Annotated in this window: 21 protein-coding genes; 3 read left to right on the forward strand and 18 right to left on the reverse strand. The window is 40.7% G+C overall.

Annotation, left to right across the window (positions count from 1 at the left end):
• Window positions 1-112: 112 nt before the first annotated feature.
• Window positions 113-1,354: an NADH:flavin oxidoreductase/NADH oxidase family protein gene (locus tag B4F08_RS08295; RefSeq protein WP_291374125.1), complete on the reverse strand. Its 1,242-nt coding sequence runs from the start codon at window positions 1,352-1,354 to the stop codon at window positions 113-115.
• A gap of 567 nt (window positions 1,355-1,921) precedes the next feature.
• Between B4F08_RS08295 and B4F08_RS08300 the strand changes: the two genes are divergently transcribed.
• Entirely contained in the window at window positions 1,922-3,175 is a 1,254-nt protein-coding gene (locus tag B4F08_RS08300) for a saccharopine dehydrogenase family protein (protein WP_414632467.1), read from the forward strand.
• A 220-nt stretch (window positions 3,176-3,395) separates the two neighbouring features.
• On the opposite strand, the gene B4F08_RS08305 is transcribed toward B4F08_RS08300, so the two are convergent.
• The 7 genes from B4F08_RS08305 to B4F08_RS08335 form a co-directional block, all read right to left on the reverse strand.
• A complete protein-coding gene (locus B4F08_RS08305) occupies window positions 3,396-3,509 on the reverse strand; it encodes a hypothetical protein (RefSeq protein ID WP_291374110.1) in 114 nt (37 codons plus the stop codon).
• Between the two features lie 207 nt (window positions 3,510-3,716).
• On the reverse strand, window positions 3,717-6,863 hold the full coding sequence (locus B4F08_RS08310; protein ID WP_291374111.1) for an efflux RND transporter permease subunit: 3,147 nt from the start codon (window positions 6,861-6,863) through the stop codon (window positions 3,717-3,719).
• Window positions 6,853-8,088, reverse strand: a complete 1,236-nt coding sequence (locus B4F08_RS08315; RefSeq protein ID WP_291374112.1) for an efflux RND transporter periplasmic adaptor subunit — start codon at window positions 8,086-8,088, stop codon at window positions 6,853-6,855. The genes B4F08_RS08310 and B4F08_RS08315 overlap by 11 nt, the downstream gene beginning before the upstream one ends.
• A gap of 1 nt (window position 8,089) precedes the next feature.
• Complete coding sequence (locus B4F08_RS08320; RefSeq protein ID WP_291374113.1) at window positions 8,090-9,412, reverse strand: TolC family protein; 1,323 nt, start codon at window positions 9,410-9,412, stop codon at window positions 8,090-8,092.
• A gap of 47 nt (window positions 9,413-9,459) precedes the next feature.
• Window positions 9,460-9,879 (reverse strand): cation efflux protein, CzcI-like, encoded by a 420-nt coding sequence (locus tag B4F08_RS08325; RefSeq protein ID WP_087527476.1) that lies wholly within the window; start codon window positions 9,877-9,879, stop codon window positions 9,460-9,462.
• A 65-nt stretch (window positions 9,880-9,944) separates the two neighbouring features.
• Window positions 9,945-10,853: a cation diffusion facilitator family transporter gene (locus tag B4F08_RS08330; RefSeq protein WP_119063947.1), complete on the reverse strand. Its 909-nt coding sequence runs from the start codon at window positions 10,851-10,853 to the stop codon at window positions 9,945-9,947.
• Window positions 10,854-10,984: 131 nt separating this feature from the next.
• Window positions 10,985-11,821 carry an SDR family NAD(P)-dependent oxidoreductase gene (locus B4F08_RS08335; RefSeq protein ID WP_291374126.1) on the reverse strand — a complete coding sequence of 279 codons (837 nt, stop codon included), beginning with the start codon at window positions 11,819-11,821 and terminating at the stop codon, window positions 10,985-10,987.
• Between the two features lie 311 nt (window positions 11,822-12,132).
• On the opposite strand from B4F08_RS08335, the gene B4F08_RS08340 reads away from it, so the two are divergent.
• Window positions 12,133-12,291 carry a hypothetical protein gene (locus B4F08_RS08340; protein ID WP_162900279.1) on the forward strand — a complete coding sequence of 53 codons (159 nt, stop codon included), beginning with the start codon at window positions 12,133-12,135 and terminating at the stop codon, window positions 12,289-12,291.
• A gap of 203 nt (window positions 12,292-12,494) precedes the next feature.
• On the opposite strand, the gene B4F08_RS08345 is transcribed toward B4F08_RS08340, so the two are convergent.
• The 10 genes from B4F08_RS08345 to B4F08_RS08390 form a co-directional block, all read right to left on the reverse strand.
• Window positions 12,495-13,382, reverse strand: a complete 888-nt coding sequence (locus tag B4F08_RS08345) for a DMT family transporter (RefSeq protein ID WP_291374114.1) — start codon at window positions 13,380-13,382, stop codon at window positions 12,495-12,497.
• Window positions 13,383-13,489: 107 nt separating this feature from the next.
• A complete protein-coding gene (locus B4F08_RS08350; protein ID WP_086210921.1) occupies window positions 13,490-14,863 on the reverse strand; it encodes an amidohydrolase family protein in 1,374 nt (457 codons plus the stop codon).
• A 21-nt stretch (window positions 14,864-14,884) separates the two neighbouring features.
• Window positions 14,885-15,805 carry an ABC transporter permease gene (locus B4F08_RS08355; RefSeq protein ID WP_086210922.1) on the reverse strand — a complete coding sequence of 307 codons (921 nt, stop codon included), beginning with the start codon at window positions 15,803-15,805 and terminating at the stop codon, window positions 14,885-14,887.
• 21 nt (window positions 15,806-15,826) lie between these two features.
• Window positions 15,827-16,927 (reverse strand): ABC transporter permease, encoded by a 1,101-nt coding sequence (locus B4F08_RS08360; RefSeq protein WP_119063943.1) that lies wholly within the window; start codon window positions 16,925-16,927, stop codon window positions 15,827-15,829.
• 23 nt (window positions 16,928-16,950) lie between these two features.
• Window positions 16,951-18,513 (reverse strand): ABC transporter ATP-binding protein, encoded by a 1,563-nt coding sequence (locus B4F08_RS08365; protein ID WP_291374127.1) that lies wholly within the window; start codon window positions 18,511-18,513, stop codon window positions 16,951-16,953.
• 124 nt (window positions 18,514-18,637) lie between these two features.
• Window positions 18,638-19,660 carry a BMP family ABC transporter substrate-binding protein gene (locus B4F08_RS08370; protein WP_291374128.1) on the reverse strand — a complete coding sequence of 341 codons (1,023 nt, stop codon included), beginning with the start codon at window positions 19,658-19,660 and terminating at the stop codon, window positions 18,638-18,640.
• A gap of 340 nt (window positions 19,661-20,000) precedes the next feature.
• Window positions 20,001-20,981 (reverse strand): isopenicillin N synthase family dioxygenase, encoded by a 981-nt coding sequence (locus B4F08_RS08375; RefSeq protein ID WP_086210925.1) that lies wholly within the window; start codon window positions 20,979-20,981, stop codon window positions 20,001-20,003.
• A 76-nt stretch (window positions 20,982-21,057) separates the two neighbouring features.
• A complete protein-coding gene (locus B4F08_RS08380) occupies window positions 21,058-22,107 on the reverse strand; it encodes a BMP family ABC transporter substrate-binding protein (RefSeq protein WP_228147033.1) in 1,050 nt (349 codons plus the stop codon).
• Between the two features lie 138 nt (window positions 22,108-22,245).
• Complete coding sequence (locus B4F08_RS08385; RefSeq protein WP_086210927.1) at window positions 22,246-22,731, reverse strand: nucleoside deaminase; 486 nt, start codon at window positions 22,729-22,731, stop codon at window positions 22,246-22,248.
• 24 nt (window positions 22,732-22,755) lie between these two features.
• On the reverse strand, window positions 22,756-23,811 hold the full coding sequence (locus tag B4F08_RS08390) for an aromatic ring-hydroxylating oxygenase subunit alpha (RefSeq protein ID WP_119063939.1): 1,056 nt from the start codon (window positions 23,809-23,811) through the stop codon (window positions 22,756-22,758).
• Window positions 23,812-24,117: 306 nt separating this feature from the next.
• Between B4F08_RS08390 and B4F08_RS08395 the strand changes: the two genes are divergently transcribed.
• On the forward strand, window positions 24,118-25,041 hold the full coding sequence (locus tag B4F08_RS08395) for a LysR family transcriptional regulator (protein WP_086210942.1): 924 nt from the start codon (window positions 24,118-24,120) through the stop codon (window positions 25,039-25,041).
• The last annotated feature ends 34 nt before the right edge of the window (window positions 25,042-25,075 follow it).

The following is a 25,075-nucleotide window of genomic DNA, read 5'->3' on the forward strand; positions in this document are numbered from 1 at the left end:
ACCAGTGAGTTTATTCACGGACTGATATTTCTCACGATGATGACTTTTACACTCTCTGTTAGTCAGGACATAAGCAACTATTTTATGCTATGTGAAGTTTGCTCCCTTAGACTTAAACCAAAGCTTTTGCACGGCGCTGCATACGATGACGATATTGCTTAGTACGTTTGCTCATTGCAAGTTGCTGTAAAATCAATGCCCAAAATGGTGATACTTTAGGGTTTGGTTTCTTACCTTGACTCAATTTGCGTAGCTGAAACTTTACAGTTGACAAGTTGGCAACCGAAGCGAGTGCTTTGTTTTCCCACTCTATTGGTTTGAGTTCAGGGGCAAGATTTTGACCTGCTTTCCACGCATTAGGTAAATTTGGCTCTAACGCAAGCGCAGTCCCAATCCCCACCATTTCTACACCACTTTGTACGACCTGCTCAGCCACTGGCTGACGACGAATTCCCCCTGTGACCATAATCGGCATTCGAGCGATTTTACGGATTTCTGTAGCAAATTCTAAAAAGTAAGCTTCACGTGCAAGCGTTCTTCCATCACGGGCTTGGCCTTGCATTGCAGGGGCCTCGTAACTACCACCTGAAAGTTCAACCAAATCCACAGCAAGCTCATTCAACATTTCAACCACTTGTTTGGCATCGTCTGCACTAAAGCCACCACGCTGAAAGTCGGCCGAGTTAAGTTTTACAGCAACTGCAAATTGATCAGACACAACTGCACGTACCGCTTTCACAATTTCGAGTAAAATTTGAGCACGATTTTCCAGTGAACCGCCCCACTGATCTTGGCGTTGGTTGCTGAGTGGTGATAGAAATTGACTGAGTAAATAGCCATGTGCAGCATGAATTTCCACACCCGTAAAACCTGCCTGCTCAGCCAGTTGTGCTGTACGTGCAAAACGCTGAATGACTTCTTCAATCATCACTTCTGTCATTTCAACTGGTGTTGCAAACTTATCCGACATTTTGCCTAGATCTAAAGCTACAGCAGAAGGAGCCCAAGTGTCTTGCCCCATATTCGACTGCATCTGACGTCCTGGATGATTAATTTGCAACCAAAATTGAGCACCTTTGGCACGTCCAATATTTGCCCATTTTTTAAATAGATCAAGATGTTCGGTATCTTCAAGCACTACCCCGCCAGGTCCTGTCATTGCCCGGCTATCAATCATGACATTTCCAGTAATTATCAAACCGACACCACCCTCGGCCCAAGTATGATAAAGATTAAATAAATCTTGTGATGGTGCTTGCTCTAAAGTTGCCATGTTCTCTTCCATTGCCGCTTTAGCAAGGCGGTTTGGAATCGTTGTCCCATTGGGTAGGGTTAATGCATCAAATATGTTCATCATGATCACCTCTTTTGATCTGATGACTACTTTAAGATTAAAGTTAACTTTAATGTCAAGTGATTTTTTATACGCGATCAAAATAAGAAATGAGCAATCTTTAGGCCACTCATAGTTAAAGTGGATTTAGCATCTAGATGCTAAATTTTTAGATTAGCTTTGCATAATGACCAATAATTCAAAGTCAAAGATTTCAGGATCACGGTCAACATTCCCTGAAATACCTGAATACACGTTTAATCTCTCATTTTTATGGGTAACGAATGTCTAAGAATGTAATGCCTACCTATCTTACTTACATCATTGGCTTCTGCTTAAAGCAGCATTTAAGATCCAGCATATCTATTGTTAAAGAAAGGTTATATTGAAATGTCAGCACGTGAAAATCTTTTTAATGCTGTAATTCATGTAAAAGATTGCGAATAAATAGCAATTTTATGTCTGTAAATATTTACACTTTTCCCGACTTGACATTCAAGTTCACTTAAAGCTTATAGTGTTTATAGCAAACACAGGTGTACTACTGACCTTAAGCATGATTCCATAAGGAGTTTCTCCATGACGGCAATAAAAAACAAAAAATATGATTTGGTGGTATTTGGTGCAACCAGCTTTGTTGGACAAATTTTAACAACTTACCTAAGCGACTACCTCTCAGTGCAAGGTGAGTCAGGTGAAAAAATTCAGTGGGCAATCGCTGGCCGTTCATCAAGCAAACTCAATGCGTTAAAAAATAAGCTTGGTGAAAAAGCACAAAATTTGGACATTATGATTGCAGATGTCAATGACAGTGACGCAATTCACACGCTGTGTGAACAAACCCGTGTGGTTGTTTCAACCGTAGGTCCTTATGCACTTTACGGTGAACCGATGATCAAGGCCTGTGTTGAAACAGGTACAGACTATTGTGACCTTACGGGCGAAACACAATGGATTAAAAAAATGATCGATAAGTATCAAAGCCAAGCCGAACATTCTGGTGCACGGATTGTACATTGTTGCGGTTTTGATTCTGTCCCTTCTGATATGGGCGTGTATTTTTTACAACAGCAAGCACAGCAACTGTGGCATGCCCCAGCGACCAACGTCAAAATGCGAGTGAAAGTTTTAAAAGGCGGCGCTTCTGGCGGAACGGTGGCCAGTTTAATTAATGTCATACAAGAAGCCGCAGCTGATCCTGCACTACGCAAAGCTTTAGTGAACCCGTACCTCCTTGTGCCACAAAATCATGCACTCAGTGCACGTCAACACTATGTAAAATCGGCTGAGTTTGACAGCGATTTTGATGCATGGATTGCCCCCTTTGTTATGTCTGCTGTTAATGAACGGGTTGTGCACCGTTCAAATGCACTTTCAAACAATGCCTATGGAGCAAACTTTAGCTATAACGAAGCCATGCTGACAGGCCAAGGTTGGAATGGTCGTGTCAAAGCTTATAGCTTGGTCGCAGGATTAGGTGCATTCATGCTTGCAGCGGTCACCAAGCCTGTCAGTAAATTGATGGAGCGCTATATGCTCCCAAAACCTGGTGAAGGCCCGACACCCGAGCAACAACGCTCTGGCCGTTTTGATTTACGATTTATTGGCAAGTCAGATGCAGGACAAAGTCTTCGAATCAAAGTCACAGGCGACCGTGATCCAGGTTATGGATCAACAGGAAAAATGTTGGGGCAAGCAGCGTTAAGTTTGGTTTTGGATCATCATAAAAATGGCGAGAAAATAGGACGAAATGGCGGTTTTTGGACCCCTGCAACGATGTTTGATGGGCGCTATATTGAACGCTTAAAACAACATGCAGGTATTGGCTTTGAAGTGATTTAAGTCTTTATCTACCTACTGATAGAAAAAGATGTAAGGCGCATCATGTATTTTAAATACACAGTGTTATGTATTTAGTGCTGATGATTATTGAAATGCAGACTAAAAATAGAAAAGAATGAAGCAACACAGGCCTCATTCTTTTTTGTTGAATCTTAAAAATATCGGTTTGAACATCATACAAAGTATTATTTGTTGCGCCTTTGCATCGTGATGTTTAGTTTTACTTTAGAACATATTCCCAAATGATAAATCCAAGAAAAAATCCAAGAAATGAATATAAAGTAATGATAAAGAATACAAACCAAGCTCTATTTTTCTTCAGTAAAAAGTTCATTTCCAGTACCTCAACACTCTATCTATATTCATTATTCTAAGGTTTCCTATACGAAAGGACAGATACAGTTCTTTGTGAAAAAAATATAACAGACTATAACAGATTTGCCATTTTTAACTTCTAAACGCGATCAGGCTGATATCAAGCATCATAAAAAAGCATGAGGGGGCTATATTTTGCCTCCCCATGCTTTAGTTGATTAAAGGATTAAATTTCCGTTTCTTTTTTAGCATTCATCCAACGATACAGCACTGGCAATAGTATCAAGGTCAATAACGTCGAAGAAATAATTCCACCAATCACTACGGTCGCCAGTGGTCGCTGAACCTCTGCCCCTGTGCCCGTAGCAAGTGCCATCGGCACAAAACCTAAGGATGCCACACAGGCGGTCATTAAAACAGGCCTTAAGCGCAAAATCGCCCCCTGCCAAACGGCTTCATGCAGGTGATATTGCCCTCTTAACTCTTTAATGAAGGTCAGCATGACTAAACCATTTAAGACGGCAACGCCAGATAAGGCAATGAAACCAATACCCGCAGACATCGACAAGGGAATGTCTCTTAACCATAAGAAAAGCACACCACCTGTTAAGGCAAATGGAACACCCGTGAACACCAGTAGGCTTTCTTTAATGTTATGGAAAACAGCCATCAGCAAAATAAAGATCGTCAATAATGCCAGTGGAATCACAATCTGCATTCGAGCCTGTGCCGAAGCCAGATTTTCAAACTGACCACCATATTCAATCCAATAGCCACTTGGTAGTGGATACTGCTTAAGTTGAGTTTGTACCTCTGTGACAAAAGAGCCCAAATCGCGCCCTTCCACATTCGCAGTGACAATCACACGACGTTTGCCATTTTCACGGCTGACTTGGTTGATGCCATCCATCATTTTTACCGTGGCAATATCGGTGAGTAAAATACTGCCGCCATTTGGAAGTTGTATTGGCAGTTGCCCAATCCCGCTGACACTACGGTCTTGTTCACTGAGTCGAATCACAAAGTCAAAACGGCGGTCGCCCTGTAAAATTTCACCGACATTTTGCCCACCAATGCTTGCTGATACATAATCTTGTATGGTTTTAACACTTAGGCCATATTGCGCTGCCAAGCTTTTATCAATTTCAACATTAAGCAAAGGTAAACCCGACGTTTGTTCAACTTTGACTGCGGTACTGCCTGAAACTTGTTGAATCAATTTACTGATTTTTTCAGCTTCCGCATTTAATACTTGCATGTCATCACCAAAGATTTTGACACCGACATCACTACGTACACCCGATATTAACTCATTAAAACGCAGTTCAATTGGCTGAGAAAACTCACTGTTGTTACCGGGCAATGTCGCTAAATACGCCTGCATACGGCTACGCAGTTCATCCAATGTTTCTTTCGGGTTTGGCCATGCATCACGGGGTTTCAGCATGACATAACCATCTGAAATATTTGGTGGCATCACATCAGTTGCCACTTCCGCCGTACCTGTACGCGCAAAAATAGCGTGTATTTCAGGGAATTTTTTCAGAAGTAGCTTTTCCGTATTTTCCTGAATACGAAGTGATTCTTCTAAACCTGTGCTTGGGGAACGCAGTTGCTGTACAGCAAAGTCGCCTTCACTCAGTTGCGGTGCAAACTCACTGCCGATCCGCGTTGCGAGTAAACCTGTTAATACCAATAAGCACAGTGCAAAGGTTAAAACCACTGCTTTGTATTGATAGGCACAGTCCAATACTCGCTGATATCGCTCTTTTAACCACAACATCCAACGGCTTTCCGTTTCTTTAATATCACCTTTAACAAAAAGTGCAACAGCAGCAGGCACAAAGCTGATCGACAAAATAATGGCCGCAACCAGTGCAAGAACAACAGTCAAAGCCATTGGGTGGAACATTTTTGCTTCTACACCAGTCAATGCAAAAATCGGTAAATACACCACCAAAATAATCAATTGACCAAAAATAAGTGGACGACGAGCTTGGCGTGCTGCTAAAAATACTTCTTTAAAGCGTTCCGACTGAGTTAACGGTCGTTTGAGCAGTTGTTGTGCATGAGCTAAACGGCGAATACAGTTTTCAACAATTACCACTGCGCCATCAACAATAATACCGAAATCCAATGCCCCTAAACTCATCAGGTTGGCACTGATGTTCTGCTGTGCCATACCAGTTAAAGTAAACAGCATAGACAGTGGAATCACACAGGCTGTAATTAACGCCGCACGAATATTACCCAAGAATAAAAACAGGATCACAATCACCAAGATTGCGCCTTCAACCAAGTTCTTTTGCACCGTTTTAATGGCTTTTACCACCAACGTGGTGCGGTCATAAACTGTTTCGATTCTAACGCCTTGCGGTAAACTGCTTTGCACCTCTTGAATTTTGGCATCTACAGCTTTAGACACCGTTCGGCTGTTTTCACCCATCATCATCATAGCGATGCCGAGTACAGTTTCTTCGCCGTTATAGGTTGCGCCTCCTGTTCTGAGGTCATGATCAATTGAAACCTGCGCAATATCCGCAACACGGATCGGGCTACCATTTGGGCTGGCAACTGTTGTATTTTCAATGTCTGCAAGACTGTTGAGTGTGCCAGGCACACGAACTGTGAGCTGCTGACCATTTTCCTCAATAAAACCTGCCCCACGATTTTCATTATTTTCCTGTAAAGCAGTTTGCAGTTGGCTCAAGGAAATATTTAACTGCTGCATACGGTTTAAGTCAGGAGCAACCACATAGGTTTTATTAAACCCGCCAATACTGTTGACCTCTGCAACCCCTGCAACACGTTGCAATTGTGGACGAACGATCCAATCTTGGATCTCCCGCAAGTCCATCGCGCTATAAGCTGTACCATCGGCTTTTTTGGCATTCGGTTCAGCTTTAATGACCCATTGATAAATTTCACCTAAACCCGTCGAAACTGGCGACATGGTTGGAGAAACATCACTGGGTAAATCCGCTTTGGCTTCTTGTACCCGCTGATTAATCTGCTGGCGTGCCCAATAGATGTCTGTACCATCCTTAAATACGATGGTGACTTGGGACAAACCATAGCGTGAAATAGAACGAGTCAACTGTAAATCTGGAATACCCGCCATTGCCGTTTCAATTGGATAAGTAATCCGCTGTTCAACCTCCAGTGCGGTAAAACCATTGGCTTGGGTATTAATTTGTACTTGCGTATTGGTAATATCAGGCACTGCATCAATTGGCAGCTTTTGATAGCTGTATACACCAACTGCAATCCACGTGCAGACAAAGAGCATGACCCAAATGGCATTTTGAATAGAGAACTGAATAATTCGTTCAAACAAACCCTCAGGCTTGGGTAAATCATGATTAGTGTGCATGATCAGCCTCGCCTTTTTCGAGTTCAGATTTAAGAACAAAGCTGCCTTGACTGACATAGCGTTGTCCTGCTTTTATACCTGAAACGACTTCAATCCATTGACCATCATTTGACGCTTGTCCAAGTACAACAGGTTGTGCTTTCAAATGCACTTGCCCTTTTTGTTCAGCGTCGACCACAAATACTGACGTTTGACCTTCAATGTTTTGAATAGCACTTTTATGGACACGAAGCGCTGTTTTGGAACTGGTATTGTCTAAAAAGATATTCACCAAAACATTTGGACGTAATTCAGCCGCTTGGCTTTTTAATTTAGCGCGTACCACTAAGCGCCCCGTTTGGGCATCGGCCTGAGAGGTTAAGCTTTGGATGACGGCTTCATATTTTTGCTCAGAGGCATTCGGTTTGAACGTTACACTTTGATTGGTTTGTAATTGACTCGATAACTGTGCAGGCAGATTAAACTCAAGCCATAACTCTTTAAATTGTTCAATCACAAACAGTTGATCGGCCAATTGTACGTTTTCACCCACCACGATATCTTTTTGGCTAATCACCCCTGAGATGGGTGCTTTAATGGCAAAACGACCATTTATACCACCTGTTGCCCCCAGTGCATTTAAACGACTTTGCACGGATTGCACAGTAATCTGTGCCTGTCGGTAAGCATTTTCTGCCCGTTGGTAGTCTTGTTTAGCTGAAATGCCCTGTGACCATAACTGCTGTTCACGTTGATAATCCTGACGTGCCAAGTCCAAGCTAGCTTGGGCCATCCGTAAATTGGCTTGTTGATCAATCAGTTCAGGTACGGACAGTACAGCTAAAGTTTGTCCTTTTTGTACGTTTTGACCAAGTTCAACATGTACTTGTTCCACATGCCCACCAAAGTTTGGCGAAATGTGGGCTTGCTGATCGGTATTCACCACAAGCTTTCCAGGTAAAACAGTGACTTGAGATACCGCGCCTTGTTGAGCCGAAGCGATTTGAATGCCTTGCTCTGTCAGTTGCTGCGCTGTCAGTTGAATTTCACCTTCCTCAGCATGTCCTTTTTCTGCCTCGGGCTCATCCGCATGTTCAGATTCTTCATGTTCCCCATGCTCATGTTCATCGGTGGTTTTATCTTTCGAGCTAAACCAAATTCCTATAGCAATCAGGAGCGTTACTAGAAGCAAAAGCCCAATCATCAATGGCTGTGATATTTTTCCAAGTTGGTTCTTCAGTTGCATATTATTGTGCTCCGCCAAGGATGAGGTCTTGTATTTGTGCGATTGAGTTTTTACTGATTTGGCTATAAGCATCTGAACTACTGATCTGTTCATAACTAGTGCCGAGGCTAAGCGATTCTGCGGTCAATGCGGTCTGCCAGGCTTGACGCAATAACTGTAACTGCCCAAGACGTATGCTTTGTAGTTGCGAGTTGGCTTGTTGAATGTCGGTAATAGACAGCTTTCCGGCTTTAAAACCTTGTAATGTACGTACTTGTACTTGTTCTGCCAAAGTTGTTTGTTGACTGATCGCACCGAACTGCTGTTTTAGTCCTTTGAGCTCATGCATGGCATTGGCGATATCTAAAATTTGCTGTTTTAACTCACGCTGCTGCTGCTGATTCAACAAGCTTTGCTGACGCTGTGCCATCGGAATGCTGTATTGCTGACGGTTAAAGATATTCAGCGGAATATCCACGCCAACACCTAATGTGGTATCACTATTTTCATTCGGTGCTTGACTCCGTTTCATGCCGACATTTAAGGTCGGATTGGGACGCGCCTGCACTTTTAAACTTTCAATGTTTAAATTGGACTGTTGAATGTTCAGGGCATATAGCTTTTCCAACCAACCTTCAGCAATATAACGCTGTACTGTGGCTTCACTTTGATCTGGCCATGGCATGGTGGTCGCATTGAGTTGAATATCGGCTTTAGTTTCGCCCCAAAGGTTTGAGAGTTGACGCTGTGCTACTTGTTCAGCCAGTATTGCTTGTTGATATAAACGTTGCATATCTAAGCTTTCGATTTGCGCACGTTCATAGTCAACCAAAGCAATACTGCCCGCCTGATAGCGCTTTTTGGCACTGTCTAAATTGTGTTGACTCACTTTGAGCTGTGCGGCATATAGCGATTTTTCAACTTGTGCTAAAGCCAACTGCGACCATGCAAATTTCACCACCAATTGGCTTTGTGCTGTCCACAGTTGTTGCTGTAATTGGCCTTGTTGGTGTGCTGTTTCTGCGAGTTTTTGATTGAGCTTACGCTGTCCAAAAACATCTAAAGGTTGGCTAATGGCAATACTGAGTTCACGATCGGTATTTGAACCAAAACCATCTTGATTGATATTTAAGCTAGGGTTTTGCCATAAACCACTGTTTTTGATGTTCAGCTCTGAAATGCTTTGACGCTGTTGCCCAATTTCACTTTGGTTCTGATAACGCTCTACTTTTGCCAAAGCCTCATCCAAAGTCTTGACTGGTTCAGCAAAGCTCCATTGCATCGTAGCTGTTGTTATGCCCACAGCAAGAGCTTGGCGTATAAACGCCTTGAATTGATTCGACATGCTTTTTCCCACTAATTTTTAGAAGAAGTGGTGGGAAATATTTTAGGCTACCCCACCATTAGCGGGGAAAGTTCAGGGGGCGGATGTTGCCCCAGTAAATCAGGGGCTTGATAGGCATTATGCCAAAAAAATTGTGGCGGTTCTTTTATCTCAAGCGCGAGCGGCAGTTGATAGTTTTTTTCTTTCGGAATAATCAAATGTGCCATTGAAGGCAAATGATCTTGATGGTCTTCACCTAATTCAAACTGATCATTTGCCGTTTGAGTATGGTCATCAATACTACTTTGTTGATGTGCTTTCGCATCCGATACACACAAAGTGGATTGATGATGCCCAAAATGAAAATTTTGTTGCGTCACGACTTGAGTTTTTTGTTCTTCATGGACGCAAAAAGCTGCCGCCACGTTCCAAAGACTTTGGAACATGAATAAAGCAACTAAGACGCTAATCCACGTGGTAGAACGCATAATGTCGTACTGAAAAAAAGTGATGCTATTGTAAAGCCTAGACTAAGTCTAAGGTCAAGCCTTTTTTAATGACTATGTTCATGTTGGTGTGGATGGCATTCATCATCTTCGATTTGCAAAGTCACTTGGGTAATGCCGTGCTCATGTCCTAATAACTCCACAGCTTGGTGATATAAAGCTCTCTGATCTACATCAGGTGCAATCAAATGTGCGGTTAAATGCACATTTTTAGAGGTAATGGCCCAAACTTTAAGTTGATGAATACCTTGTACACCGTCTAAAGCCAACAAGTCATTGCGTAGAGATTCGATATCAATTTCACTTGGTACACCTTCGAGCAAAATATTGATACTTTGCTTCAGTAGCACCCAAGTTCGAGGTAAGACCCAAAAGCCGATCAATACCGCAATAACGGTATCTACCCACATCCAACCCGTGAAATAAATCACCAATGCGCCTATGATCACACCCACAGAGCCCAAGGCGTCACTCAGCACCTCAAGATAAGCCCCTTTCACATTTAAGCTGTCTTGACTGCTCGACACCAAAATTTTCATTGAAATTAGGTTAATGATTAAACCCAAAACAGCAACGACCAACATGCCTATACTTTGGATTTCGGGGGGCTGACTAAAGCGCTGATAAGCTTCATATAAAATGTAAATGGCCACCACAAACAACATCATGGCATTAAACAAAGCTGCCAAGATTTCAAACCGTTGATAGCCAAAGGTACGTTTATCATCGGCAGGTTTTTGTCCAATTTTGATGGCGGCTAAGGCAATCGCCAAAGCAGCAGCATCAGTAAACATGTGCGCCGCATCGGACAGTAAGGCTAAACTTTGTGTGATAAATCCAGCAATAACCTCAACAATTAAAAATGTCGTGGTCAAGGCAAGTGCAAGCGTTAATTTCTTGGCATTTTTTGCAGTCACTTCAACATGGCTATGATCATGGTTATGAGAACCACTCATGTAGGACTCCTTATCATTTTAATGGATGCAATGCTTTAACATTGAAATCGAAGCTTTTTTTGATTTGAAAAATTACTCGATTCAGCATACTCGGTTAAAACAATAAAATCATCCTTCAAGTTTGCCAGCCTTTATTTTTGACGCTTTTTCCCAGTCAAAAAGTTCATGGCTTGTGTATAACCTGTCGGTGTAATGCGTTGTACTAGATCCATAATTTTGGCATCTGTTCCAATTAAGACACGGCGCTCATTTTTTTTCACAGCCTTTAAAATGGACTGTGCTGCCACATCTGGCGGAGTTTTAAGCATTTTGTTGAAAGAACGGCTAGCACGCTCAGGGTTCATACCTAGCGTACGAATACTGTCACTCATTCGAGCACTATTGGCGATATTGGTTCGTATACCACCTGGGTGAACACAAGTCGCACTGACACCACAGTTTTCTAGGTCTAGTTCTTGACGTAGTGCTTCGGTAAAACCACGAACAGCAAATTTTGTCGCATTATAGGCACTCTGGGTAGGCTGTGCAGTGAGTCCAAATAAGCTTGAAATATTCACAATATGCCCAGCACCACTTTTCTTTAAGTAGGGTAAAAAAGCTTTGGTTCCATACACCACACCCCAAAAATTGATTTTAAAGATCCATTCCACATCTTCATAGCTCAAGCCTTCAACAGTACTGGCTAAGGCAACACCTGCATTGTTGAAAATTAAATTGATCTGGCCAAAGTCTTGTTCACATTGTTTGGCCCAGTCCTCAACAGCTTTGCGGTCTGAAACATCTAGTTTTGTAAGTGTGACCGAAACAGGATAATCTTTGACAAGCTTTAATGTTTCTGCCAAACCTTGCTCATTGACATCACTGAGTGCCAAATGCGCACCTTGTTTGGCTAATTGAATAGCCAACTGCTGTCCGATACCAGAACCTGCCCCCGTGATCGCAGCAACTTTATTCTCAAAATTTTTCATCATGCTCTCTAGCTATCATTTTAAACTTTATGCTTAGGTCAATTAGGCTAACTCTACACATACAAAGTACCACTGCATTTAATGTACAAAAATTTAGATCATGAATGAAATGGAATTCTCTCATGGTTCAGTATGTATAAAATTCATAGTGAATATTCTTTCACTTTTGCTTAACAGGCAATAATGAAAACCATAACAGTTCTATATATTTGCCAATACGCTGTTATATTTTTTTAATCATGTTCTGTATCTGTTTCATGCTGTCTGTGCTTTGCATAATGTACACATCACCTCAGTTGAGTGCAGTAACCATGAAAGATCTAGACCCTAAAAAACCAGCAAAATATGCGGATAGTTCTATTTCGGACAAAGCATTTAAAAACATGATTATCTGGTTTGCTATTTATTGTGGACTATTTTGCTTGGGCGTTATTTTTGTTATTGGAGCAGATAAAAACTATTTGTCTTAAAGCAAAGCCATATAGTTGGAAAACATGTCTGTAGGCTAAGATGAGAGTTTCAAATCTACATTTTGACTTTATCTATACTGGTACGAGCTTAAGCTACATATCCGTTTAAGCTCTTCACACACAGATAGAATATGGGTTAATTCCGTATTCCATTTATTTGGTATAACCAATGTCATTACAAATCAATGACAAAGCTTTATTGATTAAGCCCAAATCACTAGAAATGCAGCAATCACCACCAAAATAATGCCTAAATGTTCAGCTCGTGCCAATTTTTCCTTAAAGAAAAAGGCAGAGATCAACATACTAAAAATGATCTCAACTTGCCCTAATGTTTTAACAATTGGAACGGACTGCATACTCATCGCGCTAAACCAGCCCAATGAAGCAAGGAAACTACATAAACTGACGCGAAATGTAAGTCCCACTCGCTGCCACATCGCCCATAAAGTAACACGACGAAATATACCTAAGTAAATTAAGAGCAATGAACACTGTGTACCAATCACACAGATAAGAACCCACGCCGCACGGTGAATAAACGGTAAATTAGTGAGTTCTAAACTGGCTTCACGTACCAAAAGCGATGTGATAGCAAAACATAAGCCACTACCGATACCTATACATAAGGTCTGTAATGAAAAATCGGAAAAGCCGCGACCTTTGGACATGAGGAATACCGCAAAACCGCCAATCACGACTCCTACCCAGCCTAAAATACTCAGGTGGTCAGATAAAAAGATAACTGCAACAATTGCTGCCAAAATGGCCTCACTTTTAGCAAGCCCAACACCAATTGCATAGTTTTTTTGTTTAAATAACTGAACCATTAATGCAGTTGCTGCAATTTGGCTAATTGCAGCAATAAAGATATAAGTGGCAAAACGTGGATTAAAATGAACAACTTCAACAATAGGTTGAAAATGATAAAGACTCACGATGTATATAAATGCCAAAGGTAAAGCAAAAATAAACCTTGCGAGTGTTACACCATATACATCGACAGTCGTACTGAGTTGCTTTTGAAAAGCGTTGCGCCAAGCCTGCATAAAAGCAGCCATAAGCGTAAAAAGAATCCATGTTATTGTCATCAAGTACTCTATATACAGTTACTTACCTCACATAATGTAACCCGTTGATGGCAGCACATGTGCTTTATTTTCATGACTTATTATTATGTGATGAATAACTTAAGTTCTCATCCAATTTCACGTTGTAACTCATTGACGGCATTCCCGCGAAGACTAAGCCAATCTTCACGTCTTTTAAACAGTAATGGCGCTGCTCGATTCACCTGATCAATTAAATGCTGTAAGTCAGCATTCATTAGTTTACCATTTTGTACGACTGTTTGACCTGCCACCATGGTCATGACAACATCTTGACCCTGAACTGCATGTACTAAATTATGATGTAAATTGAATAATTTCCCTTCACCAATTAAAGGGGTCATTCGTGGCGTTGCTGTTTTTATTGCAATAATATCTGCCTGCTTCCCTGTTTCAATAGAACCGATGCTTTCTTGCATACCTAAAGCTTTAGCCCCAAGAGTTGTCGCCATTTTACATACAGACCATGCATCTAGTGCGGAAGCATCTAAATTTGCAAATTTTGCCAACAATGATGCAGTTTTCATCTCTTCAAACATATCTAAATTATTATTTTCTTTTTCACCATCTGTTCCCAAACCAACCGCTACCCCTTTAGCTAACATTTCTCGAATAGGTGCTGCACCTGATGCTAATTTCATATTCGATATTGGATTATGTGCCACTCCCACCTGATAGTTTTTTAAGATGTCGATTTCTGTGGAGTTAGCCCATACACAATGCGCCAATAAGCATTGCGGTGCATCGAGTAAACCAAGTTGTTCTAAGGTTTGAATGGGGCGTTTGTTATAGCGTTTAAGGTTTTCTTCAACATCAAACTTACTTTCATTACTATGCGTATGAAAGCCTGTTTGGTAGTCCTGACATAAGTGTTGTATACGTTTTAATGCTTGCTCTTCTGCATAAAATAAATGCTCCAAACCCACCCAAACATTGATACGACCATTTGCACCTTGATGCCACTGCTGAATCAACACTTCATTGCTATGCAACGTTTCAAAATAATTATGATCAGGATGCTCTGCGACATAAGGCACCAGTACTGCACGAATACCTAGTTCCTTGGCAGCTTCAGCACTGCCATCCATAAACCGCCACATATCCACAATCGTTGTTGTGCCAGAAAGTAGCGCTTCCGCATAGCACAGATAAGATGCCATTTTCGCATCTTCAGGTAATAAAACCCGGTGCATTGGGTCGATAAACTGCTGTAACCAGTCCCATACAGGTAAACCTTCGGCAGTACCTCGCAGTAAACCTGAGTGACAGTGTGTATTCACAAGGCCTGGCATGAGCACAGCATCTGCATAATGTTCTACCACTAGATTAGGGAATTGAGCACGGATCTCTTCCAGTTTACCAACCTGCTGAATCAAAGTACCCTCTACAACAATGGCACCATTTTTGATGCAATCCAAATTTTGATTCATGGTGAGTACATAATCTGCACTTAATATTTTCATAGCTTTCTCAATGGATCCAATTTAAGGGGTAAATGTTTTGCCAAGTGATGCAGGTAAATTCAGCTTCAACAGTTTTTTATCTCGAGAAATCACCACCAAAACCACTATCGTTGCAACATATGGCAGCGCGGACAAAAGCTCATTGGGAATGCTTAAACCCAATGCTTGAGCATGAAACTGTAAAATTGTCACTCCACCAAAAAGATAAGCACCCAACATTAAACGTGCTGGTTTCCAAGCAGCAAAAACCACTAAAGCAATTGCAATCCACCCGCGCCCCGCAACCATGTTTTCAATCCACATTGGGGTATAAACAGTCGATAAAAATGCCCCCCCAATACCTGCCATTGCCCCACCAAATAAAACAGCACAGTAACGAATACCTAGAACGTTATAACCCATTGCATGTGCGCTTTCAGGTGACTCCCCAACTGCTTTAAGTAACAGCCCTAAACGCGTCTTTGCCAAGACCCACCAAACAAATACAAAGGCCAAAATGGATAAATACACCACATAGTTTTGTTGAAATAAGATGGGGCCAATCAATGGAATATCTGACAATACAGGTATATTTAAATTTTGTAGTCCGGGTAAAGCCGTACTGACATAGTTCTGTCCAATAAATGCAGAAATACCGATACCAAAAATAGTAAGGGCTAAGCCACAAGCAGATTGATTGGTACTGAGTGAGAGTGTAAAAAATGCAAAAATCAAAGACATCAACATCCCAGCCAAAGCCCCGACTAACAATGCGCTGGCTACGCTGGCCTCATACTGGGCTGCAAAAGCAAAACCCGCAATTGCTCCGACCAACATCATGCCTTCGACACCTAAGTTAATTACCCCAGTACGTTCAGCAACTAACTCCCCCAAACCAGCAAAAACCAGAGGAGTTGCAGCTGCAATCGTACCTGCCAAAATAGCGGTTACTTCTATACTCATAATGAACTTTCCTCTCTAAGTTTAAGCGACAGTTGGGTCAGTTTCTGACATCTTTGATTTGAGCTTCTTTTTTGCAAACCGATAACGTTTTTCTATCAACACATCTGAAGCTAATAAAAAGAACAGCAATAGACCTTGGAAAATTCCTGTAATAGCAACAGATAATTGCAGTTCCATTTGCGCCATTTCACCGCCCAAATAAAGTAAAGCCATTAAAAAACCAGAGAGTACAATTCCAATAGGATTTAAACGACCTAAATAAGCCACGATGATGGCTGCATAACCATAGCCTGGTGAAATATTTGGATTTAACTGTCCAATCGGTCCTGCAACCTCACAAAGACCTGCGATACCCGCCATAAAACCAGATAACCCTAAACTAAGCCAGACCGCTTTTTTTGATGAAAAGCCAGCATATTTTGCAGCCATCGGTGCTTGACCACTGACTTCTAACTTATAAGCACTCATGCTTTTTTTAATAAATACCCAAAAAATAACCACAGCAAGAAAGGTAATAAAAATCGAAGCATTCACACGAGTACCTTCAATGACAAAAGGCAAAGTCGCACTTTCATTGAACATGACCGATTGTGGAAAGTTCATACCATCTGGGTCTCGCCACGGCCCATTCACCAGATACAACAAAACAAAAAGCGCAACATAGTTCATCATTAAGGTAGTAAGGGTCTCTTCTGCATTAAAATGTGTTTTCAAAAATGCAGGAATCAGTCCCCAAAATGCACCACCAATGGCCCCCATGACCACCATTAAAGGGAGGATCCACCAACCTGTATGGTCATGAAATAAAATAGCAATTCCGCCACCAAAAATAGCCCCCATAGTCAGTTGACCTTCGGCACCGATATTGAATAGTTTTGCGCGAAAGCCAATCGCTAAGCCAAGTGCGATGAGAATTAATGGGCTGGCTTTAATGGTGAGCTCACTGAGGTTATATAGTGAAGTTAGCGGTTCAACAAAAAAGATATACAGTGCGCGCGCAGGATCTACCCCAAGCATCAGAAACAGTAAGCTACTGACCACCAGCATTGCACTTAGTGCAATAACAGGTGATAACCATTTCATGACTTGAGAAGGCTTTTCTCTAGGTTCTAATAAATACATGTGACCACCTTTAGATGAAATGGTTAAGCTTGAACTTGTTGTGAATGGGCTAAATCTACAGTGTGTGCAACACTGGTAATCCCTGACATCAACAACCCGATTTGTTCTGCATTGGTACTACGGGTCTGCATAGGTTCGGATAGTTTTCCAGCAGCCAATACACAAATGTAATCACTAATTTCAAACAATTCTTCGAGCTCTTCAGAAATCACCAAAATCGCAACGCCTTGTCTAGATAAATCAATCAATGTTTGTCGAATAAACATTGATGCTCCTACGTCAACGCCCCAAGTGGGTTGAGAAATAATGAGAACTTTGGGCTGTTGTAAAATTTCTCGACCCACAATGAATTTTTGTAAGTTACCACCTGAAAGTGAGCGTGCTTCTGCTTGTGCACCAGAAGCCTTTACACTAAATTTTTCAATACATTTTTCTGCAAATAGTTTGGTTTTTTCAAAGTTAATCAGTCCAAATTTAGTCAAACCCTGCCTAAATGCAGTCAATAGCGCATTTTCAGACAGTGTCATATTGGGTACAGCACCTCGCCCTAAACGTTCTTCGGGGACAAAGCCTAAGCCCAAATCACGACGTGCACCTGCGGATATCTTACTGACATTTTGCCCCTCTAGATAAATGCTGCCATTTGTGGTTATTTTCTCTCCAGAGATTAAAGACAAAAGTTCTGCTTGCCCATTGCCCGAAATACCTGCAATACCGAGGATCTCTCCCGCTTTTAAGTTCAGGCTGATATTTTCTAGCGCAACACCGAAAGGATCATCTGTGGGTTGATTTAAACTCGAAACCTCAAACAATATTTGCTTCTCACCTAGATATTCATCGTGAATATACGTAGGTAACTCACGTCCAATCATTAAACGCGCCAGATCACTGGTACTATTTTCTTCTGGTCTAACATGGCCTGTAACTTTACCATTTCGTAAAATGGTTGCTTCATCACATAACTCTTTAATTTCATGAAGTTTATGACTGATATATAAAATAGAGACACCTTGTGAAGCGAGTAATTTCAATGTCTTAAATAATTGTTGAACCGCTTGTGGAGTAAGTACTGAGGTTGGTTCATCTAAAATAATGAGGGAGGGGCTTTGTAATAGACAGCGGATAATTTCCACACGTTGCCGTTCGCCCACTGAGAGTGAATACACTTCACGGCGCGGATCAACAGGTAAACCGTACTGTTCAGATACTGCAATGATTTTTTCATTGAGCGTTTTTATGTCAATTTTCTCATCAAGACCAAGTTGAATATTTTCTGCAACAGTTAAAGTCTCAAACAAAGAGAAATGCTGATAAACCATGCCAATGCCCAATTTTCTCGCTGTCGAAGGGCTATCTATTTTGACTTCTTTACCATTCCAAAGAATTTGGCCTTCATCGGCTTTGGTCGCACCATAAATAATTTTCATGAGTGTGCTTTTTCCAGCACCATTTTCGCCTAAGATGGCATGGATTTGACCCGCATGAACTTTGAGATGAATTTGATCATTTGCACGTAGCGAATTATAACTTTTGCAAATATTAATTAACTCTAAGCGAGTACTTGCTTGTTGAGGTTCTCTATGCATGACCTTAGTGATATGACTGTCTGGTGTATTCATGATTGTGATGCTCTTTCGAATCTCTGCATTGAATGTCCATTCAGCTCGTATCGTACTAAATGGACAAAACCGCGACGTCTCAAACGATGCGTTATTTCGGAAGTGAACCTTCTACACCTTTAACGTAATAGTTCATTTTGCTCAGCGACGCATCATCTAAAGTTTTTCCTTTGGCAATCACCAAACTGCCATCTTGTTTATAAATCGGTCCTGAAAATGGGTGAAGTTTGCCTGAATGAATGTCATCACGTACTTTGAGTGCTGAGGCTTTAACATTGGCAGGAACAGAAGGTCCAAAATTTTCAATATTGACTGCACTTTGTTTGACGCCATACCAAGTTGCACTTGGTTTCCATGTTTTATTTGCTACTTGAGTCATGGTTGGAGTATAAATTTTTTCCCAATGCAAAACCGATGCAGCCAAGTGTGCTTTAGGGCCAAATTTACTCATATCAGAGTCCCAGCCAAAGGCAAAAACACCCTTTTGTTGAGCTGCTTGTACAACTGCTGGCGAGTCAGTGTTTTGCATTAATACATCTGCTTTTTGTGAAATTAAGGCCAGTGCAGCATCACGTTCTTTACCTGGGTTAAACCAAGAGTTCACCCAAATGACTTTCGTTTTCACTTTTGGATTAACACTTTGTGCACCCAATGTGTAAGCATTGATATTGCGCACCACTTCGGGGATTGGGAACGAGGCAACTACACCGAGCACATTCGATTTGGTTTTTTGACCAGCGACGACTCCAAGCATATACGCCCCTTCATAAGTCCGCACATCATAGACCCCTAGGTTTTTACCCTGTTTGTAGCCAGTTGCATGCATAAATACAGTATTAGGGAACTGTTTCGACACTTTTTCCATGGCATTCATATAGCCAAAAGAAGTTGCAAAAATTACTTTATTACCTTGTTGTGCCAAATTACGAATCACACGTTCTGCATCAGCCGTTTCGGGTACATTTTCGATATAAGACGTCTTATATTTTCCAGCCAAGGCTTTTTCCGCCTTGATTCGTCCTTGATCATGTGAATATGTCCAACCATGATCGCTGGTCGGGCCAATATATACAAAAGCAGCTTTATCTACAGCAAATGCCTGTGTCGTCCCCATCAACCCCAATAGACTTGTGAGTACTATTTTTATAGCTGTTTTTTTCATCGAAAATTTATTTTCTAAACATTTTGACATCATCGGCTCCTTAGGTTTTAACCTAAAAATATATTGACTCGATATAAATGGATCTTTCATACCCTCTTTCTAATAAATAGCAATATTCGTTCCAACTATTTAGAAAAATAGAACTGCACCACTATAAATATATTTATTATTTTAATAATTTTTCAATAAAATAAAAAACCACCATTATTTATGGTGGTTTTTTTATTTTAAATACACATCAGTTATTATTTATATAAAATAAATTTTATAATAAAAAGTGAACATGAGGGTTTTATTCATAAACAGGAATTTCTTGTGGTTTTACATCAAACGAACGTTGATACATCTCCTCCATATGTTCTCCTGCCGTACATGATGTGTAACTGGAGCGCTCTCCCTGCTGAATTGTTCCAGGAAGTGCATCAATTTGTGTGAAATAACTCGGACCATAGAAAAATGGAATGGAATAACGTGACTTTCCATTTGAATATAAGTTTCGAACTCGATGTGGATTGGACTTATATAAGCCATTGGTCCATCTTGGAATTAAATCACCCAAATTCACCACAAAGGTATCAGCAATCGGTGGTGCAGAAACCCAAACGCCATCAGGCATACAGACCTCTAGGCCGCCCAAATCATCTTGCGCTAAAATGGTGATTGAACCCCAATCTGTGTGCGCACCTGCACCAAAAGTATCAGCAGCGGCATCTTTCGGATGAGCGGGATAGCGTAGCATTCTTAGTGTTACCATTGGATCTATACAGCATTCATCAAAATAATGCTCTGGCAAATTTAATGATAAAGCCAAAAGCTGCATAATTCTCTCAGAGAGCCCCATCATGGCATCAATATATGCTTGGCAGAACGCCTCAGTTTCAGGCACTTCCGTATGCGGCCATTGATTTAAGCCATAATTTTGATATTTTGCGACCACAAAAGGATGATCTGGAGCATAGTTCTTACCACAATAAAATCCTTCTTTAATGTCGGCCTTAGCAGTAAAGTCGAGCTTTTGCGCTGCAATTTCCTCAAAACCTCTATGACTTGGACTATTATTCTGGTCATACTTTTTTTTGACACTTTGAGGTAAATCAAAAAGCTCCTTTGCAAGTTCAAACTGCCGTTGCACCAAAGCCAAATCTATCGAGTGATTTTTCACATAGAAAAAGCCTGAGCTCATTGCAGCAGTTCGGATTGATCGCACAATGTCATCTAACTGATTGGCATTTGGGTGGAAAGCATAGTGAAGATCTATAACAGGAATACTCATATTTAACCCTCATGTGTAAAGCCCAGAGTGTGCCATACAGCTCTAGGCGGTTATTTTTCGATTTAGTCATGACTATTTATTTAGGTAGTGAGCCGTCTACACCCCTGACGTAATAGTTCATCTTGCTGAGTTCTACATCTGTCAGCGTTTTGCCTTTGGCTATAATTAAACTGCCATCCTGTTTATACAACGGTCCTGAAAATGGGTGAATTGCCCCTGTTTTGAGTGAGTCTCGAACTGCTAGCGCTTTATTTTTTTCAGCGGTAGAAACTGCTACTCCAAAATTTTCAATATTCACTGCATTTTGTTTCACACCATACTTATAAACAGTTGATTTCCAAGTTTTATTCTGAACTTGTTTCATCACTGGCTCATAAATTTTTTCCCAGTGTAATACAGCTGCTGCCAAATGAGCTTTTGGTCCAAATTTGCTCATGTCTGAGTTCCAACCAAATGCATACACCCCTTTTTGCTGTGCAGCTTGCACCACAGCAGGAGAGTCTGTGTTTTGCATGAGCACATCTGCTTTTTGTGCAATGAGTGCCATTGCAGCATCACGCTCTTTTCCTGGATTAAACCATGTATTTGCCCAAATCACTTTGGTGCTCACCTTTGGGTTTACACTTTGTGCACCCAGTGTGTATGCATTGATGTTTCTAACAACTTCTGGAATAGGAAATGACGCAACAACTCCAATGATATTAGTCTTGGTTTTCTGTCCCGCTAGCACGCCCAACAAATAGGCCCCTTCATAAGTTCTAAGCTCATACACACCTAAGTTTTTAGCTTGCTTATAGCCAGTTGCATGCATAAATACAGTATTAGGAAATTGCCTCGCAACTTTCTCCATAGCATTCATATAACCAAAAGACGTTCCGAATATGACTTTATTTCCTTGTTGTGCAAGATTACGAATCACCCGTTCTGCATCGGCTGTTTCGGGTACATTTTCAATATAAGACGTCTTAAATTTACCTGCCAATATTTTTTCTGCTTTGATCCGTCCTTGGTCATGTGAATATGACCAGCCATGATCACTGGTCGGCCCTAAATAAACAAAAGCGGCTTTATCCTGTGCATACACGGTATGACTCATCCATGTCCCAGCACTGACACAAAACAACATAACACTTTTTAATAATCTTCGTTTTAAATGCATTTTTGTTCCACCATAGATTATTTAACCAAGTAAAAATTATTATCAACTCCAAATGATTGCATTATAAAAAATCGACAATAAACCAAATTTAAATAAATAATAATATTATCTATTGGCCCAAAAACTCATTTGCAGATCTACTGTTTCTTTTTCAAGTTCAAGAATTGGACCAATTAAATCAATATTTTTTTGCCCATGAGAAAATATATATTGTGAAGAAACATTCATGGTTGGGTTCTCATTATGATTACCTGTACACACTAAAAGTTTTTCCTCTGTCATGGCATAAACCACGCGTCCAATATTTGCCCAGTAAATCGTACCTGAGCACATGCAACATGGCTCTACAGCTGTATATAGTGTGCAGTTCCATAAATATTCTGGTGGATAATTGGTTGCAGCCACACGTGCTAAGGTCGACTCTGCATGATTTACAGTGTCAATATTGCACTGAGTTAACAGGACAGTCTCATGGTCAGGTGCAACCAATACTGCACCAAATGGGTGGTGCCCTAAACTGATTGCACGCCTTCCAACATCATTTGAAAGCTTTAAAAATCGAATAATCTGTTCATGGCTCGGCTGATTCACAATGATCTACTCCATTTCTAAAAACTAAACGATATAACGCTTACTTAAACCCCACTCCGCCAGAATACGACGATATGTGGTCGAAGAACGGTCTGCTTCAAAGTGCGCCTCCATACCAATATCAAGTGGTAGCTCTTCTGGTTTTTGGCTTTCAACCATGTCTTGATCTTCAGCAAAAATTTGTGCATTAAAGGCGTAAACAGCTTCTAAGTCTCCAGTGGTATCAAAGTTACGGGTCAGTGGTACAAATAAACGGGTTTTATTGTGCGAGACTGGGCAACAGGCGTTTAAAATTTTCAACACCCCGTTTTCTGGGAAATATATGGTCAGGATCGCTGAAAATGGTGGATAAACATCAAATACCCGCTTCCATAAAAATCCTTCAGGTGCTAAATGCTGCATGCCATGTGGGTAATTGCTGACATCACTGACATATTCCGTATGTAAACCATAGTCTGTTCTTACTGTTGAATACTTTTGCACCACAGGATTATCGGCATCAGCAAAGGAAGCACTGTGTACCCAAGCAAAATGAGCGACATCAATAAAACCTTCAAGTTGACGTCCACTTGAACCACCGATATCTACATATGGCGGTAAAATTGCTTGATGTTCACCATGATCCCATGTATCTAAATTTGGGAAATTCGCATCTGTTTCATTGCGACCAAATAAACTGGTCCAGATCAGACCATACCTTAGAACCACAGGAAATTTAGTTAGAGAAAAACGGTCTGAAATTTGGGTTAATTCAGGTTGCGCAGGAATTTTGACGCACTTGCCATCAGTATTGTAGTGTAAGCCATGATATGGACAGACCAAGTCTTCGCCTTTAACCCAGCCTTTAGTCAAAGGTACACCTCGATGTGGACAGATATCTCGAACTAAATGAATACTGCCACTTTCCGTTTTATACAACGCCATCTTGACGTCTAAAAGAATGACTTGTTGCGGTTTATCTGTAACATCCTGAATGCGCGCTACTGGATACCAATGCTGCGCTAAAATATTCCAATCCGTTGGATCAAAGTCGCTGCCATGCGGTTGACTAAAGAGATTAAGCACTGGAATTGCATTCATATTTAACTCACAAAAGGTTCTTTATTTCATCAATTTATCTATCAACAAGCTATTTTTTCCTCGTTGATAAAACCGTTGTATTTGATTAAAAAATAAAGATTTTTATAACATTCTGTCTATTAGAATGTTTCGTACATTTCATTCTAAAAATAAGAACACCTTTTGTTTGCACATAGCGCATAACTCTGAGATTTTGCAGTTTTTGGCATGGAAATCGCTTAATTCTTATCATTGTTCCGGTCTAGGAAAATGCTCAATCATTTTCTACCTTGCTTTTAAACATACTTGGGGTATATCCATTTGACGATTAGCACTCCATTTTCACGTTTTTCAGACTATTTCATTGCTGTTGCCAGAACAGGAAGTCTAAGAAAAGCCGCAGATCAACTTTATATTTCAGTGTCTGCAGTCCATCGCCAAATTGCTCTTGCTGAAGAAGAGCTAGGAGTACCATTATTTGAACGTTTGCCCAATGGCCTAAAACTCACACTTGCAGGTGAAATGTTATATGCTGACCTTTTAAAGTGGCAAAAAGAATTCCAAATGACACGAGTCAGGTTTGATGAAATTCAGGGCTTGTCACGAGGGAATATTGAGTTAGGATTAATTTCAGCATTAAGTGATGGTTTTGTGCTTGACTCTATTGAGTATATTTACCAGCAATATCCTTGGATCAATTTTAATATTCAAATCCAAGACAGTGATCAAGTTGCAAAAATGATTGCCAATGCTGAAATTGATTTTGGTATTTTGCTGAATCCCAAAGAACATCATCATCTAGATGTTTTGGCATTTATCGAAATCCCACTCGGATTTGTCATGTCCAAACAACATCCATTAGCTAAAGCCCCAAAAATCAATTTTTCAGATACAGTTAGCTTTAAGCATTTAATTCCGTGCGCACCACTCATTATTCATGACTATGCCAACGCATTGTATAAGCACCATAAATTTACGCCATCGCAGAAAACAGAGTGCAATGATATCCATATGTTGACATCACTATTAAAACGTAATTTGGGCATTGGCTTACTGTCGTATATTGATGCATATCCCCTCATCCAAAATGAAAAGCTAATTTTTAGCCCAATCCATGAAAAGGGTCTATATCCTCTCACTATTGCACTTTGTGTTGCGCCTAAAAGACAAATTTCACGCATTTCTCAGGTCATGATTAAGCATTTAGTTGAGCAAATGGAGAAAGTCAAAAACAGTATGACGCTGCTCTAATTTTTTGTGTTGATAAATTATAAGCTTGGTATAA

This window comes from Acinetobacter sp. UBA6720 (genome assembly GCF_002454215.1).
Lineage (GTDB): Bacteria > Pseudomonadota > Gammaproteobacteria > Pseudomonadales > Moraxellaceae > Acinetobacter.